At 59.1% G+C, this 14,914-nt stretch carries 13 protein-coding genes; 12 read left to right on the forward strand and 1 reads right to left on the reverse strand.

The genetic code is table 11. From position 1 onward, the window contains the following. The first annotated feature begins 34 nt into the window (after positions 1-34). The 7 genes from rpoC to tuf all read left to right on the forward strand — a co-directional run bounded on the left by rpoC (position 35) and on the right by tuf (position 10,578). Entirely contained in the window at positions 35-4,273 is a 4,239-nt protein-coding gene (gene rpoC / locus LOKVESSMR4R_RS01125; RefSeq protein ID WP_087212321.1) for a DNA-directed RNA polymerase subunit beta', read from the forward strand. A gap of 75 nt (positions 4,274-4,348) precedes the next feature. After that, positions 4,349-4,993, forward strand: coding sequence for a hypothetical protein (locus LOKVESSMR4R_RS01130; RefSeq protein WP_157898098.1), 645 nt, complete (start codon positions 4,349-4,351; stop codon positions 4,991-4,993). 56 nt (positions 4,994-5,049) lie between these two features. Beyond that, entirely contained in the window at positions 5,050-5,952 is a 903-nt protein-coding gene (locus LOKVESSMR4R_RS01135; RefSeq protein ID WP_087205939.1) for a DMT family transporter, read from the forward strand. 367 nt (positions 5,953-6,319) lie between these two features. Next, positions 6,320-6,691, forward strand: a complete 372-nt coding sequence (gene rpsL, locus LOKVESSMR4R_RS01140; protein WP_087205940.1) for a 30S ribosomal protein S12 — start codon at positions 6,320-6,322, stop codon at positions 6,689-6,691. 12 nt (positions 6,692-6,703) lie between these two features. Continuing rightward, complete coding sequence (gene rpsG, locus LOKVESSMR4R_RS01145) at positions 6,704-7,174, forward strand: 30S ribosomal protein S7 (protein ID WP_087205941.1); 471 nt, start codon at positions 6,704-6,706, stop codon at positions 7,172-7,174. Positions 7,175-7,189: 15 nt separating this feature from the next. Beyond that, positions 7,190-9,313 carry an elongation factor G gene (fusA, locus tag LOKVESSMR4R_RS01150; protein ID WP_087205942.1) on the forward strand — a complete coding sequence of 708 codons (2,124 nt, stop codon included), beginning with the start codon at positions 7,190-7,192 and terminating at the stop codon, positions 9,311-9,313. Positions 9,314-9,402: 89 nt separating this feature from the next. Further along, positions 9,403-10,578 (forward strand): elongation factor Tu, encoded by a 1,176-nt coding sequence (tuf, locus tag LOKVESSMR4R_RS01155; protein WP_087205929.1) that lies wholly within the window; start codon positions 9,403-9,405, stop codon positions 10,576-10,578. A 74-nt stretch (positions 10,579-10,652) separates the two neighbouring features. Here tuf and LOKVESSMR4R_RS01160 read toward each other — a convergent pair whose 3' ends face one another. Then, complete coding sequence (locus LOKVESSMR4R_RS01160; RefSeq protein ID WP_087212323.1) at positions 10,653-11,393, reverse strand: YoaK family protein; 741 nt, start codon at positions 11,391-11,393, stop codon at positions 10,653-10,655. Between the two features lie 271 nt (positions 11,394-11,664). Here LOKVESSMR4R_RS01160 and rpsJ point away from each other — a divergent pair, with 271 nt between their 5' ends. The 5 genes from rpsJ to rplB all read left to right on the forward strand — a co-directional run bounded on the left by rpsJ (position 11,665) and on the right by rplB (position 14,913). Beyond that, entirely contained in the window at positions 11,665-11,976 is a 312-nt protein-coding gene (gene rpsJ, locus LOKVESSMR4R_RS01165) for a 30S ribosomal protein S10 (RefSeq protein WP_087212326.1), read from the forward strand. Between the two features lie 12 nt (positions 11,977-11,988). Continuing rightward, the gene (gene rplC / locus LOKVESSMR4R_RS01170) at positions 11,989-12,843 is read left to right on the forward strand and encodes a 50S ribosomal protein L3 (RefSeq protein ID WP_087205943.1); all 855 of its coding nucleotides are present in this window, start codon (positions 11,989-11,991) and stop codon (positions 12,841-12,843) included. Beyond that, on the forward strand, positions 12,833-13,453 hold the full coding sequence (gene rplD, locus LOKVESSMR4R_RS01175; RefSeq protein WP_087205944.1) for a 50S ribosomal protein L4: 621 nt from the start codon (positions 12,833-12,835) through the stop codon (positions 13,451-13,453). The genes rplC and rplD overlap by 11 nt, the downstream gene beginning before the upstream one ends. After that, positions 13,450-13,746 (forward strand): 50S ribosomal protein L23, encoded by a 297-nt coding sequence (locus tag LOKVESSMR4R_RS01180; RefSeq protein ID WP_087205945.1) that lies wholly within the window; start codon positions 13,450-13,452, stop codon positions 13,744-13,746. The genes rplD and LOKVESSMR4R_RS01180 overlap by 4 nt, the downstream gene beginning before the upstream one ends. Before the next feature lie 324 nt (positions 13,747-14,070). Beyond that, entirely contained in the window at positions 14,071-14,913 is an 843-nt protein-coding gene (gene rplB, locus LOKVESSMR4R_RS01185; protein ID WP_019953312.1) for a 50S ribosomal protein L2, read from the forward strand. The last annotated feature ends 1 nt before the right edge of the window (position 14,914 follow it).

A 14,914-nucleotide genomic window follows, 5' to 3' on the forward strand; every position in this document is an offset into this window, starting at 1 on the left:
CTGCCCCACCGCACCCCAATTCAAGGAATTGAAGATGAACCAGGAACTGACAAACAACCCGTTCAACCCGGTTGCCCCGGCGAAGACGTTTGACGAAATCAAGGTGTCTCTGGCATCGCCCGAACGGATCCTGTCGTGGTCCTTTGGCGAGATCAAGAAGCCCGAGACCATCAACTACCGCACGTTCAAGCCTGAACGGGACGGTCTGTTCTGCGCGCGGATCTTTGGCCCGATCAAGGATTACGAATGCCTCTGCGGCAAATACAAGCGCATGAAATATCGCGGCGTCGTCTGCGAAAAATGCGGCGTGGAAGTGACCCTGCAAAAGGTCCGCCGCGAACGCATGGGCCATATCGAACTGGCCGCACCTGTTGCGCATATCTGGTTCCTGAAATCGCTGCCAAGCCGCATCGGCCTGATGCTGGATATGACGTTGCGCGATCTGGAACGGATTCTGTATTTCGAAAACTACGTCGTGATCGAACCCGGCCTGACGGACCTGACCTATGGCCAGCTGCTGACCGAGGAAGAATTCAACGACGCGCAGGACCTTTATGGCATGGACGCGTTTCAGGCCAATATCGGCGCCGAAGCGATCCGCGAAATGCTGGCCCAGATCGATCTGGAATCCGAGGCTGAACAGCTGCGCGCCGATCTGAAAGTGGCGACAGGTGAACTCAAGCCCAAGAAGATCATCAAGCGCCTGAAGATCGTCGAGAACTTCCTTGAATCTGGCAATCGCCCGGAATGGATGGTTCTGACCGTGATCCCCGTGATCCCGCCGGAACTGCGCCCGCTGGTCCCGCTGGATGGCGGCCGTTTTGCGACCTCTGACCTGAACGATCTTTATCGTCGTGTCATCAACCGCAACAACCGCCTGAAGCGCCTGATCGAACTGCGCGCGCCTGATATCATTGTGCGCAACGAAAAGCGCATGCTGCAGGAATCCGTCGATGCTTTGTTCGACAACGGCCGTCGTGGCCGCGTGATCACGGGTGCCAACAAGCGTCCGCTGAAATCGCTGTCCGATATGCTCAAGGGCAAGCAGGGTCGTTTCCGCCAGAACCTTTTGGGCAAGCGCGTCGACTTTTCGGGCCGTTCGGTCATCGTGACCGGGCCAGAGCTGAAGCTGCACCAATGCGGGTTGCCCAAGAAGATGGCGCTCGAATTGTTCAAACCGTTCATCTATTCGCGGCTGGAGGCCAAAGGCCTGTCCAGCACCGTGAAACAGGCCAAGAAACTGGTCGAAAAAGAACGGCCAGAGGTTTGGGATATCCTGGATGAAGTCATCCGCGAACATCCCGTCATGCTGAACCGGGCGCCCACGCTGCACCGTCTGGGCATTCAGGCGTTCGAACCGGTCCTGATTGAAGGCAAGGCGATCCAGCTGCACCCGCTGGTCTGTACTGCTTTCAACGCCGACTTTGACGGCGACCAGATGGCTGTGCATGTGCCCCTGAGTCTCGAGGCGCAGCTGGAAGCCCGCGTGCTGATGATGTCCACGAATAACGTGTTGTCGCCTGCCAACGGCGCGCCGATCATCGTGCCATCGCAGGATATGATCCTTGGCCTTTATTACACGACCATCATGCGCGAAGGCATGAAGGGCGAAGGCATGTCGTTCAGCAATATCGACGAGGTTGAACATGCGCTTGCTGCGCGTGAAGTGCATCTGCACGCCAAGATCACCGCGCGGATGATCCAGATCGACGACGAAGGCAACGAAGTGCTGGAACGGTTCGAGACAACACCGGGCCGTCTGCGTCTGGGTGCCTTGTTGCCGCTGAACGCCAAGGCGCCTTTCGCGCTGGTCAACCGCCTGTTGCGCAAGAAAGAGGTGCAGCAGATCATCGACACCGTCTACCGCTATTGCGGCCAGAAGGAATCGGTCATCTTCTGCGACCAGATCATGACCATGGGCTTCCGCGAGGCGTTCAAGGCGGGCATTTCCTTCGGCAAGGACGACATGGTCGTGCCGGATACCAAATGGACGCTGGTCGATGAAACCCGCGATCAGGTCAAGGATTTCGAACAGCAGTACATGGACGGTCTGATCACCCAGGGTGAAAAGTACAACAAGGTCGTCGATGCCTGGTCGAAAGCCAACGATAAGGTCACCGAGGCGATGATGACCACCATTTCCACCGCCGGCCGTGATGCCGATGGATCGGAAAGCGAGCCGAACTCGGTCTATATGATGGCCCATTCCGGTGCGCGTGGCTCGGTCACGCAGATGAAACAGCTGGGCGGGATGCGCGGCCTGATGGCCAAGCCGAACGGCGAGATCATCGAGACGCCGATCATCTCGAACTTCAAGGAAGGTCTGACCGTTCTTGAATATTTCAACTCGACCCACGGTGCCCGCAAGGGTCTGTCGGATACCGCGTTGAAGACAGCGAACTCGGGGTATCTGACGCGTCGTCTGGTGGATGTCGCACAGGATTGCATCGTCCGTCAGGTCGATTGCGGCACTGACCGTGCGATCACCGCCGAAGCGGCCGTGAATGACGGTGAGGTCGTGTCCTCGCTGGCCGAACGTGTGCTGGGCCGTGTGTCCGCCGATGACGTGCTGAAGCCCGGCACCGACGAGGTGATCGTCCACGCAGGCGAGCTGATCGACGAACGCAAGGCCGATATGATCGACGCCGCTGCCATCGGCAAGATGCGCATCCGTAGCCCGCTGACCTGCGAGGCCGAGGATGGCGTTTGTGCCATGTGCTATGGCCGTGATCTGGCGCGCGGTACCCGCGTGAACATCGGTGAAGCGGTCGGCATCATCGCCGCCCAGTCCATCGGTGAACCCGGCACCCAGCTGACGATGCGGACCTTCCACATCGGCGGCGTCGCACAGGGTGGGCAGCAGTCCTTCCTCGAAGCATCGCAGCCCGGCAAGGTTACTTTCCGCAATGCCATGTTGCTGGAAAATGCCGCTGGTGAAAACGTCGTCATGGGCCGGAACATGGTCATCGCGATCGTTGGACCCGAAGGCGAGGATCGCGCGACCCATAAGGTCGGTTACGGTTCCAAAGTCTTGGTCAAGGAAGGCCAAGAGATCCTGCGCGGCGACAAGATCTTTGAATGGGATCCTTATACCCTGCCGATCATCGCTGAAAAATCGGGAACGGCGAAATATGTCGATCTGATCAACGGGATCGCCATGCGCGAAGACACCGATGATGCAACGGGCATGACCCAGCGCATCGTGTCCGACTGGCGCGCTGCCCCCAAGGGCAACGAGCTGGCGCCGAAGATCATCGTCGTCGGTGCGGATGGTGAAGTCGTGCTCAAGGATGACGGCAACCCCGTATCCTATGGCATGTCGGTTGATGCCGTCCTGTCCGTCGAAGACGGCCAAGAGGTAAAAGCCGGTGACGTGATCGCCCGTATCCCGCGCGAAGGTGCCAAGACCAAGGACATCACCGGTGGTCTGCCGCGTGTGGCCGAATTGTTCGAAGCCCGTCGTCCCAAGGATCACGCGATCATCGCCGAAATCGACGGCTATGTGCGCTTTGGCAAGGACTACAAGAACAAGCGCCGCATCGCGATTGAAAGCGCCGATGATCCGGATCTGAAGGTCGAATACATGGTGCCCAAGGGCAAGCACATTCCCGTCGTGGAAGGTGACTTTGTCCAGAAGGGTGATTACATCATGGATGGCAACCCAGCCCCGCATGATATTCTTGCGGTCATGGGGGTCGAGGCCCTGGCAGTCTATATGATCGACGAAGTGCAGGACGTGTATCGTCTGCAGGGCGTCAAGATCAACGACAAGCACATCGAAGTCATCGTGCGCCAGATGCTGCAGAAATGGGAAATCCAGGACAGCGGCGATACGGTTCTGCTGAAAGGCGAAACCGTGGATAAGGCTGAATTCGACGAAGCCAATGCCAAGGCGCTCAAGCGCGGCGACCGTCCGGCAACGGGCGAGCCGATCCTGCTGGGCATCACCAAGGCATCCTTGCAGACACGGTCCTTCATCTCGGCGGCCTCGTTCCAGGAAACCACGCGCGTGCTGACCGAAGCATCGGTGCAGGGCAAGCGGGACAAGCTGATCGGCCTGAAGGAAAACGTCATCGTCGGCCGTCTGATCCCGGCAGGCACAGGCGGGGCGACCCAGCAGATGCGCAAGATCGCCGCCGACCGCGACAATGTCGTGATCGAGGCGCGCCGCGAAGAGGCCGAACAGGCCGCAGCGCTGGTCGCACCGGTGCGCAACGAGGAAACCGATGTTTTCGGTGCCCGCAGCGAAGCGTCCGACGACAACGACGCATAAACGCGCCTTAGGCTTGTCCAAGGGGCCCCCGGAACTGCCGGGGGTCCCTTGTTTTACCCAGTAAAGTAGGCAGTTATGGCCTTATTCGTCAGACGACTTCTTGTCCGCGCCGGCCTGTGCGCAAAGAAAACCACGGCCGTCGGCAGGAGTGTTTTTCCACTGACGTTTCCGCCGGATGTGGCGGAGCATGTGCGCGAATGCTATCAACAGGCGCAGGGCATTGTTGAATATGGCAGCGGTGGTTCGACCAAGCTCGCGGCAGAGCTGGGCGTGTCATGCCTCTCGGTCGAATCTGATCCTGACTGGGCTGCCGCATTGACGCGTCATCTTGATTCTATGTCGGATGAACCAGCGTCAGCGCAGGTCATGCATATCGATATCGGCACCACAGAGGCCTGGGGCTATCCGACTGATCCGTCGCACTGGGATCAATATTGGCGCTATCCGTTGCAAGTCTGGGAACAGGATCCCGCGCCCAGCCATGTTCTGATCGACGGGCGTATGCGCAAGGCGTGCTTTGCGGCGACCCTGCTGAACATCCGGCGCGAAACAACGATCCTGTTTGACGATTATACAGACCGTCCGTTTTATCATGGGGTCGAAGACATCCTCGCGCCGACCCTTACGATTGACCGTATGGCAGAGTTTCACGCAAGACCCGGAATGCTGGACCAGGCAGGGTTCGCGGCTTTGATCTCGTGGTTCTTTGACCTGAGATAATCGCAGCCTGAACAATCTCTCTGGTGGCGGTCATGCGACGCTGATACCTCCATCCGATGAAGGTCGTTTCAGATAATATCCGCGGCGCGCTGCTGATGACGGGGGGCATGTGCGCCTTTACCGTCAACGATGCTTTCATGAAATCCGTCTCTGATCAGATCCCGCTGTTTCAGGCGGTTTTCTTGCGGGGAATCGGCGCGATCATCTGCCTGACCTTCATGTGTCGCGTGATGAACCAGCTGCATTTCAACCTGCTACGGCGCGATTGGGGACTGATCGTATTGCGCACTTTGGGCGAGGTTGGCGGCACCTATTTCTTTCTGACCGCGCTGTTCCATATGCCCATCGCCAATGTCAGCGCGATCCTGCAGGCGCTGCCGCTGGCCGTCAGCCTGGCCGCGACGCTGTTTCTGGGCGAGGCGCTGGGGTGGCGGCGGCTGGTGGCGATCACCATCGGCTTTGTCGGTGTGCTGTTCATCATCCAGCCGGGCGGCGCGGATTTCAGCAGCTACAGTATCTATGCGCTGATCGCGGTCGGCTGCATCACATTGCGCGACCTGGCGGTGCGACGGATGTCCGTGCGGGTGCCGGTGGTTTTCGTGGCGCTGATCGCGGCAATCGGTGTTACGGCCTTGGGCGCCATCGGGTCGCTGTTCATCACATGGGCACCGATGGCGACGACATCGGCCTTGCAAATCGGCGGGGCCACGATCTGCCTGATCTTTGGCTATATCTTTTCGGTCAGCGCGATGCGGTCGGGCGAGATCAGCTTTGTCGCGCCCTTCCGCTATACCAGCCTGCTCGTGGCGCTGCTTCTTGGGATGGCGGTGTTTGACGAATGGCCGAATGCGCTGACGGTCATCGGTGCGTCAATCGTGGTTGCCACCGGGCTTTTCACGCTCTGGCGCGAAAGACGGCTGCGGATCCGGCACAACCTGTCGCCCGATCGCATTCGCTAGACCCCGGCGGGAATCGTTGTGCTGCCGCGCGGGGCCAAAGACCTGGCGCAGGGGGGTGGCGCGCTGCCATAACCTCTTTTTTTATGGGCGATGGCTGCGCCCGCTGGCCCGATCCGGCCCTGTTGACAGCCCCAGCGCAAGGGCCTATACGCCGCTCATCCGGGCGGGGTTTTCCCATTTGTCCCGATATCACATCTGTCGTGGCCAAGAACCGGGCGCTTATTGCCTTGTTCCTCTGGATACAGACCGCACCGAACCTCCGGTAAGGGTTCGACGCGGAATTTTTGTGCTTTTCATAGGTGAAAAGCATGTTTTGAAACCCGCGTTTGCCGGACGCATAAATGTGAATAGATGGGAACATCACACGATGCCAACGATTCAGCAGCTGATCCGCAAACCGCGCCAGCCAAAAGTCATGAAATCCAAGTCGCAGCACTTGGAATCCTGCCCTCAGAAACGCGGCGTCTGCACGCGCGTTTACACCACCACACCAAAGAAACCGAACTCGGCCATGCGGAAAGTCGCCAAGGTGCGTCTGACCAACGGCTTTGAGGTGATCTCTTACATCCCCGGTGAAAGCCACAACCTTCAGGAACACTCTGTCGTCCTGATCCGTGGCGGCCGTGTAAAAGACCTTCCCGGTGTGCGTTATCACGTCCTGCGCGGTGTTCTGGATACCCAAGGCGTCAAGAACCGCAAACAGCGCCGTTCCAAATATGGCGCGAAGCGTCCGAAGTAAGGGAAAGATCACATGTCACGTCGTCACGCCGCTGAAAAGCGCCAAGTTCTGCCAGACGCCAAGTTTGGTGATATCGTTCTGACCAAGTTCATGAACAACCTGATGGTCGATGGCAAGAAAGCTGTCGCCGAACGGATCGTCTACAACGCGTTTGATCGTGTTGAAGGCAAGCTGAAAAAATCGCCTGTGGAAGTGTTCCACGAGTGTCTGGACAACATCAAACCATCCGTCGAAGTGCGTTCGCGCCGCGTCGGTGGTGCGACCTACCAGGTGCCCGTCGAAGTCCGCCCCGAGCGTCGCGAAGCGCTGGCAATCCGCTGGCTGATCGCCGCTGCGAAAAAGCGCAATGAAAACACCATGGAAGAACGTCTTGCAGGCGAATTGCTTGACGCGATCCAGGGCCGCGGCACGGCCGTGAAAAAGCGCGAAGACACCCACAAGATGGCCGACGCGAACAAAGCGTTCAGCCATTACCGCTGGTAAGAGGGACGATCTGACATGGCACGCGACTATCCACTGAACCGCTACCGCAACTTCGGTATCATGGCGCATATCGATGCGGGCAAGACGACCTGTACCGAACGGATCCTGTATTACACCGGCAAGTCCCACAACATCGGCGAAGTGCATGATGGCGCGGCGACCATGGACTGGATGGAACAGGAACAGGAACGCGGCATCACGATCACATCCGCTGCGACCACCACATTCTGGCAGCGTCAGGACGATCCCTCCGCTGACGGGATTTCCGACACCAAGTTCCGCATGAACATCATCGACACCCCCGGCCACGTTGACTTTACCATTGAAGTCGAACGTTCGCTGGCTGTGCTTGACGGTGCGATCTGTCTGCTGGACGCCAATGCCGGTGTCGAACCCCAGACCGAAACCGTCTGGCGTCAGGCCGACCGTTACAAGGTGCCGCGGATCGTTTTCGTCAACAAGATGGACAAGATCGGCGCTGATTTCTTCAACTGCGTGCGGATGATCGCTGACCGGACAGGTGCTGTGCCTGCCCCGATCCAGCTGCCCATCGGTGCGGAAACCGAACTTGAAGGCATCATCGACCTCGTGACCATGGAAGAATGGGTCTATCAGGGCGAAGATCTGGGTGCATCCTGGGTCCGTCAGCCGATCCGTGACAGCCTGAACGATATGGCGCTGGAATGGCGCGGCAAGCTGATCGAGCTGGCCGTGGACATGGATGACGACGCCATGATGGCCTATCTCGAAGGGCAAGAGCCTGACGTGGACACATTGCGCAAGCTGATCCGCAAGGGCACGCTGGCGATGAAATTCGTCCCCGTTCTGGCTGGTTCCGCCTTCAAGAACAAAGGTGTGCAGCCGCTGCTGAACGCTGTCATCGACTATCTGCCCAGCCCGCTGGACGTGGTCGATTACATGGGCTTCAAACCCGGTGACGAAACCGAAACACGCTCCATCCCGCGCCGCGCGGATGACAGCATGCCGTTCTCGGGCCTTGCGTTCAAAATCATGAACGACCCCTTTGTGGGTTCCTTGACCTTTACCCGGATCTATTCGGGCAAGCTGGGCAAGGGCGATGCGATGCTGAACTCCACCAAAGGTGGCAAGGAACGTGTCGGTCGCATGATGATGATGCATGCCATCAACCGCGAAGAAATCGACGAAGCCTGGGCCGGTGACATCATCGCGCTGGGTGGTCTGAAGAACACCACGACCGGCGACACGCTGTGTGATCCGTCCGAACCCGTCGTGCTGGAAACGATGACCTTCCCAGAGCCGGTGATCGAAATCGCGGTCGAGCCAAAGACAAAGGCCGACCAGGAAAAAATGGGTATCGCGCTGGCACGTCTGGCCGCCGAGGATCCATCCTTCCGCGTCGAAACCGATTTCGAATCCGGTCAGACCATCATGAAGGGCATGGGCGAATTGCATCTCGACATTCTGGTCGACCGCATGAAGCGCGAATTCAAGGTCGAGGCCAATATCGGTGCGCCACAGGTGGCTTATCGTGAAACTATCGGCCATGAAGTCGAACATACCTATACTCACAAGAAACAATCCGGTGGGTCGGGCCAGTTCGGCGAAGTGAAGCTGCTGATCCAGCCCACAGCCCCCGGCGAAGGTTACTCGTTCGAGTCCCGCGTTGTTGGTGGTTCGGTGCCCAAGGAATACATTCCCGGCGTCGAAAAAGGGATCAAATCGGTCATGGATTCCGGTCCATTGGCAGGCTTCCCCGTGATCGACTTCAAAGTGGCTTTGCTGGAAGGCAAATATCACGATGTGGATTCCTCGGTCCTCGCCTTCGAGATCGCAGCACGGATGTGTATGCGTGAAGGGATGCGTAAGGCCGGTGCGAAACTGCTGGAACCGATCATGAAAGTCGAAGTTGTGACCCCCGAGGAATATACCGGCGGGATCATCGGCGACCTGACATCGCGTCGGGGCATGGTGCAGGGGCAGGATAGCCGCGGCAATGCCAATGTGATCGAGGCTTTCGTGCCGCTGGCCAATATGTTCGGCTACATCAACACCTTGCGGTCGATGTCGTCGGGGCGCGCCAACTTTACGATGATCTTCGATCATTATGAACCGGTGCCGCAGAACATCAGCGACGAGATCCAGAAGAAATACGCTTAACGGTGCGGCGGGGATAACCCCGCCCTACCACCCCCCGTAGGGCGGGGTTATCCCCGCCGCCCAATCATCAAGTTGAAGGAGCCAGCAAAATGGCAAAGGCAAAGTTTGAACGCAACAAGCCGCATGTGAACATCGGCACGATCGGCCATGTTGACCACGGCAAGACGACGCTGACGGCGGCGATCACCAAGTATTTCGGCGATTTCAAAGCCTATGACCAGATCGACGGCGCGCCCGAAGAAAAGGCCCGTGGGATCACGATCTCGACCGCGCATGTGGAATACGAATCCGAAGCGCGTCACTACGCCCACGTCGACTGCCCCGGCCACGCCGATTATGTGAAGAACATGATCACCGGTGCGGCACAGATGGACGGTGCGATCCTGGTGGTGAACGCCGCTGACGGCCCGATGCCACAGACCCGCGAACACATCCTGCTGGGCCGTCAGGTCGGCATTCCTTACATGGTCGTCTATATGAACAAGGTCGACCAGGTGGATGACGCCGAACTGCTCGAACTGGTCGAGATGGAAATCCGCGAACTTCTGTCCAAATACGACTACCCCGGCGATGATATCCCCGTCATCCCCGGCTCTGCCCTGGCAGCGATGGAAGGCCGCGATCCTGAAATCGGCGAAAACTCGATCCGCGCGCTGATCGCGGCTGTCGACGAATATATCCCGACACCAGCACGCGCAGTTGACCTGCCGTTCCTGATGCCGATCGAAGACGTGTTCTCGATCTCGGGCCGTGGTACGGTTGTGACCGGCCGTGTGGAACGCGGGATCATCAACGTTGGCGACGAAATCGAAATCGTCGGTATCCGCGACACCAAGAAAACCACCTGTACTGGCGTGGAAATGTTCCGCAAATTGCTGGACAGCGGCCAGGCTGGCGACAACATCGGCGCGCTGCTGCGCGGTGTTGACCGTGAGGGCGTGGAACGCGGCCAGGTGCTGTGCAAGCCCGGTTCGGTCAAGCCCCACACCAAATTCGAAGCCGAAGCCTATATCCTGACCAAGGAAGAAGGCGGCCGTCACACGCCGTTCTTTGCGAACTACCGCCCGCAGTTCTATTTCCGCACCACGGACGTGACCGGCACGGTTGTTCTGCCTGAAGGCACTGAAATGGTGATGCCCGGCGACAACCTGAAGTTCGAAGTCGAGCTGATCGCGCCAATCGCCATGGAAGACGGCCTGCGTTTCGCGATCCGCGAAGGCGGCCGGACCGTCGGCGCCGGTGTTGTGGCGAAGATCCTGCTGTAAGCACAGGTAAGGTGGGTCAAGACCCACCCGACACCAAACGAAAGGCCGCCCCGAAACGGGCGGCCTTTTGCATGTCACCGACGCTTGCGGTCTTTGACGTCATCAAAAACAGGCGTGATCGCCGTGGCGACCAAAGCCGCGGCCAGCGGCAAAGTCGCGGCATAGCCCAGCGCCTGAAACCCGATTGCCCCGGCCAGCCCGCCCACAAAGAACGCGATCAGCAGGATCGCCAGCATCGGCATGCGCTGCGGTGTCGGGGCAAAGGCGGTGCCTGTCGCGGCTTTGCGAAATACCCAGCGTCCCATATCAATCCCCAGATCCGTGGCGATGCCGGTGATATGCGTGGTGCGGATCACGGCGCCGGAAATCTTGGTAATGACGGCATTTTGCAGACCCATGACAAAGCACAACAGCAAAATGGTCACGGTGACAAAGACGCCCTCGATATCGGCAATCTGACTGCCCAGAAGGCCGAAGGCCATCAGCAGCGTTGCCTCGAGCAGCAGCGGGATCGCGAATTCGCTTTGGAGCTGGCGGCTGCGGGCATAATTGACCAACAGGGCGGTGCAGGCCGCGCCGCTGATGAATGTCGCCAGACAGGCCAGCCCGAAGAGCGCGATCCGGTACTGTCCCAAGGCAATGAGATCGGCCATTTCCGACACGATCCCCGTCATATGCGAGGTATATTGCTGCACCGCAAGAAACCCGCCCGCGTTGATGGCACCGGCCACGAAGGCCAGCAGATAGCCCAGGCCACGATTGCCCGATTCGGTGCGCGATGTCCCGGTCAGATGCCGCGACAGATTCCTTACCATCGTGCTGCCTTTCGTGCTGCATCCGGCCCCCAAATGGCAGCGGATGCCGGCAGACAGCACCACCATTAGTGTTGAAACGCAAGGCCGCGTGGATCGCGCGGATTTCTGCAATCAGCCCTTGCCAGCTTGGGCGCAACCCCCTATACGGCCCCAATCCGACAAGGGTACGCGATGCGTGCCCTTTTTACGTTGGACCAAAAGACGCGACGAGGGTTCTGGATGAGCCATGATCCTCCTCTCCGATCTGGACCCTATTCAAAAGGGTGATGAAATGGCAGCCAGCCAAACCATCCGTATCCGCCTTAAGGCGTTTGATTTCCGCGTGCTTGACGCAAGCACCGCCGAAATCGTCAGCACAGCCAAGCGCACAGGCGCTTCTGTTCGCGGCCCGATCCCATTGCCGAACAAGATCGAAAAGTTCACTGTTCTGCGCGGCCCGCATATCGACAAGAAATCCCGCGATCAGTTCGAGATCCGCACGCATAAGCGCCTTCTCGACATCGTTGACCCGACACCGCAGACCGTGGACGCGCTGATGAAGCTCGACCTGGCCGCTGGCGTCGATGTCCAGATTTCCGTGTAAGGAGGATTATTGATGCTCCGTACAGGACTTATCGCAAAGAAACTGGGCATGACCCGGTTGTTCATGGAAGACGGCAAGCAGATCCCTGTGACCGTTCTTTCGCTGGAAAACCTGCAGGTTGTCGCACAACGCACCGCTGAAAAAGACGGCTATGTCGCTGTCCAGCTGGGTGCCGGTGCTGCCAAGGCCAAGCGCACAAGCCAGGCCATGCGTGGCCATTTTGCCGCTGCCAAGGTCGAACCAAAGCGCAAGGTTGCCGAATTCCGCGTGGCCCCCGAGAACATGATCAACGTCGGTGAAACCATCACCGCGAACCATTATTTCGAAGGCCAGTTCGTGGACGTGTCCGGCACATCCATCGGTAAAGGTTTTGCCGGTGCGATGAAGCGGCACAATTTTGGCGGTCTGCGTGCATCGCACGGCGTGTCCGTCAGCCACCGTTCGCACGGGTCCACCGGCCAGTGTCAGGACCCTGGCAAGGTGTTCAAAGGCAAGAAAATGGCCGGCCACATGGGCTCTGCCCGCGTGACGACCCAGAACCTGCAAGTCGTGCGCACCGATGCCGACCGTGGCCTGATCATGGTCAAGGGCGCGGTTCCCGGGTCGCGTGGCGGTTGGGTGACGTTGAAGGATGCGGTCAAAAAGCCGACACCTGAAAACGTGATCTATCCCGCAGGTCTGAAGTCGCTGGATGAAGAAGCCAAGCGTCTGGCCGAAGAAGCTGCCGCAGCCGCCGCCGCTGAAGAAGCCGCAGCCGCAAAGGCCGCTGCCGAAGCAGAACAGGCCGCGCTGGAAGCTGCTGAAGCCGCCGCAAACGAAGCCCCGGCTGATGCCGATACGACAGAGGGTGATAAAAATGAAGGCTGATGCAATCAAACTGGATGGCGGCAAGGCTGGCTCGGTCGAGCTGAATGACGCGATCTTCGGTCTGGAGCCTCGCAAGGACATCCTGCACCGTGTCGTCCGCTGGCAGCGCAACAAGGCCATGGCAGGCACACATGACGTGCTGGGCCGGTCGGAAGTGTCCTATTCCACCAAGAAGATCTATCGTCAAAAAGGCACCGGCGGCGCACGTCACGGGTCCAAAGGCGCGCCGATCTTCCGTCACGGTGGTACCTACAAGGGCCCGACCCCGCGCAGCCACGCCCATGACCTGACCAAAAAGTTCCGCGCCTTGGGGCTGAAGCATGCTTTGTCCGCAAAAGTCGCGGCAGGTGAGCTGGTCATCGTGGACAGCATCGATGTGAAAGACGCCAAAACCTCGGCGCTGGCCAAAATGGTCGGCAGCTTGGGCTGGAAGCGCGCGCTGATCATCGACGGGGCCGAAGTGAACGCAAACTTCGCCCGCGCTGCTGCAAACATTGAAACCATTAACGTTCTCCCATCCATGGGTGCCAACGTTTACGACATCCTCAAGTCGGACACGCTGGTCCTGACCAAGGCGGGTGTCGCAGCACTGGAGGCTCGTTTGTCATGAGCGTGAAAGCTGAACATTACGACGTGATCCGCAAGCCGATCATCACCGAGAAAGCAACCATGGCCTCCGAGGCCAATGCGGTTGTGTTTGAGGTCGCGATCGACGCCAACAAACCGCAGATCAAACAGGCCGTCGAGGCGCTGTTCGGTGTGAAGGTCAAGGCCGTGAACACGACGATCACCAAAGGCAAGGTCAAGCGTTTCCGCGGTGCCCTGGGCACCCGCAAGGACGTGAAAAAGGCCTATGTGACCCTGGAAGCAGGCAACACGATCGATATCTCCACCGGGCTGTAAGGCTTAGGCGAGGTCGAAGAAAGAAAGCCCTCGCGGGAACGCGGGGGCTTTTTTGTTGGGTGCGCATCCTGCGCACCGATGCGGAAGGTTGGTGCGCATAATGCGCACCCTACCTCTTGCCACCCTCACCCCTCCCCGCTATACGCCACCAATCACGGCCTCGGATTCGTTCCGGGGCCTTGTGTCCTATGCGCAGGCCAGGGTTTACCCCGGCAAACGTAGGTCGGGGGTCACCCCGACAACCCTTCACTTGGGGACCTTCGGGGCCCTGTAAACCATAGTCCCGGACCTGTCCGGGACGCCAAGCAAACGGAAGAAGCAAACATGGCACTCAAGTCGTACAAACCGACGACGCCGGGCCAGCGTGGGCTGGTGCTGATCGACCGTTCGGAGCTTTGGAAAGGTCGCCCTGTCAAGGCCCTCACAGAGGGTCTGACGAAATCGGGCGGACGGAACAACACCGGACGGATCACAATGCGTCGCATTGGTGGGGGCGCAAAGCGTCTTTACCGCATCGTCGATTTCAAGCGCAACAAGCTGGATATGCAAGCTGTCGTTGCCCGCATTGAATATGACCCGAACCGGACAGCATTCATTGCGCTGATCCAGTACGAGGACGGCACACAGACCTACATCCTGGCCCCGCAGCGTCTGGCAATCGGTGACAAGGTCATCGCCTCGGCCAAGGCTGACATCAAGCCCGGCAATGCGATGCCTTTCTCGGGCATGCCTATCGGGACAATCGTCCATAACATCGAGCTGAAAGCAGGCAAAGGCGGCCAGATCGCCCGTGCAGCCGGCACCTATGCCCAGTTCGTTGGTCGCGATGGCGGCTATGCGCAGATCCGCCTGTCATCCGGCGAATTGCGTCTGGTCCGCCAGGAATGCATGGCCACCGTCGGTGCCGTGTCGAACCCTGACAACAGCAACCAGAACATCGGTAAAGCCGGTCGCAACCGTCACAAGGGCATCCGCCCATCTGTGCGCGGTGTCGCGATGAACCCGATCGACCACCCGCATGGTGGTGGTGAAGGCCGCACATCCGGTGGTCGGACGCCTGTGACCCCATGGGGTAAGGATACCAAAGGTACCCGCACCCGTAACAAGAACAAAGCATCGCAGCGCCTGATCGTGCGCACGCGTCATGCCAAGAAGAAGGGTCGGTAAT

Origin of the sequence: Yoonia vestfoldensis, from assembly GCF_002158905.1 — a bacterium.
Lineage (GTDB): Bacteria > Pseudomonadota > Alphaproteobacteria > Rhodobacterales > Rhodobacteraceae > Yoonia > Yoonia vestfoldensis_B.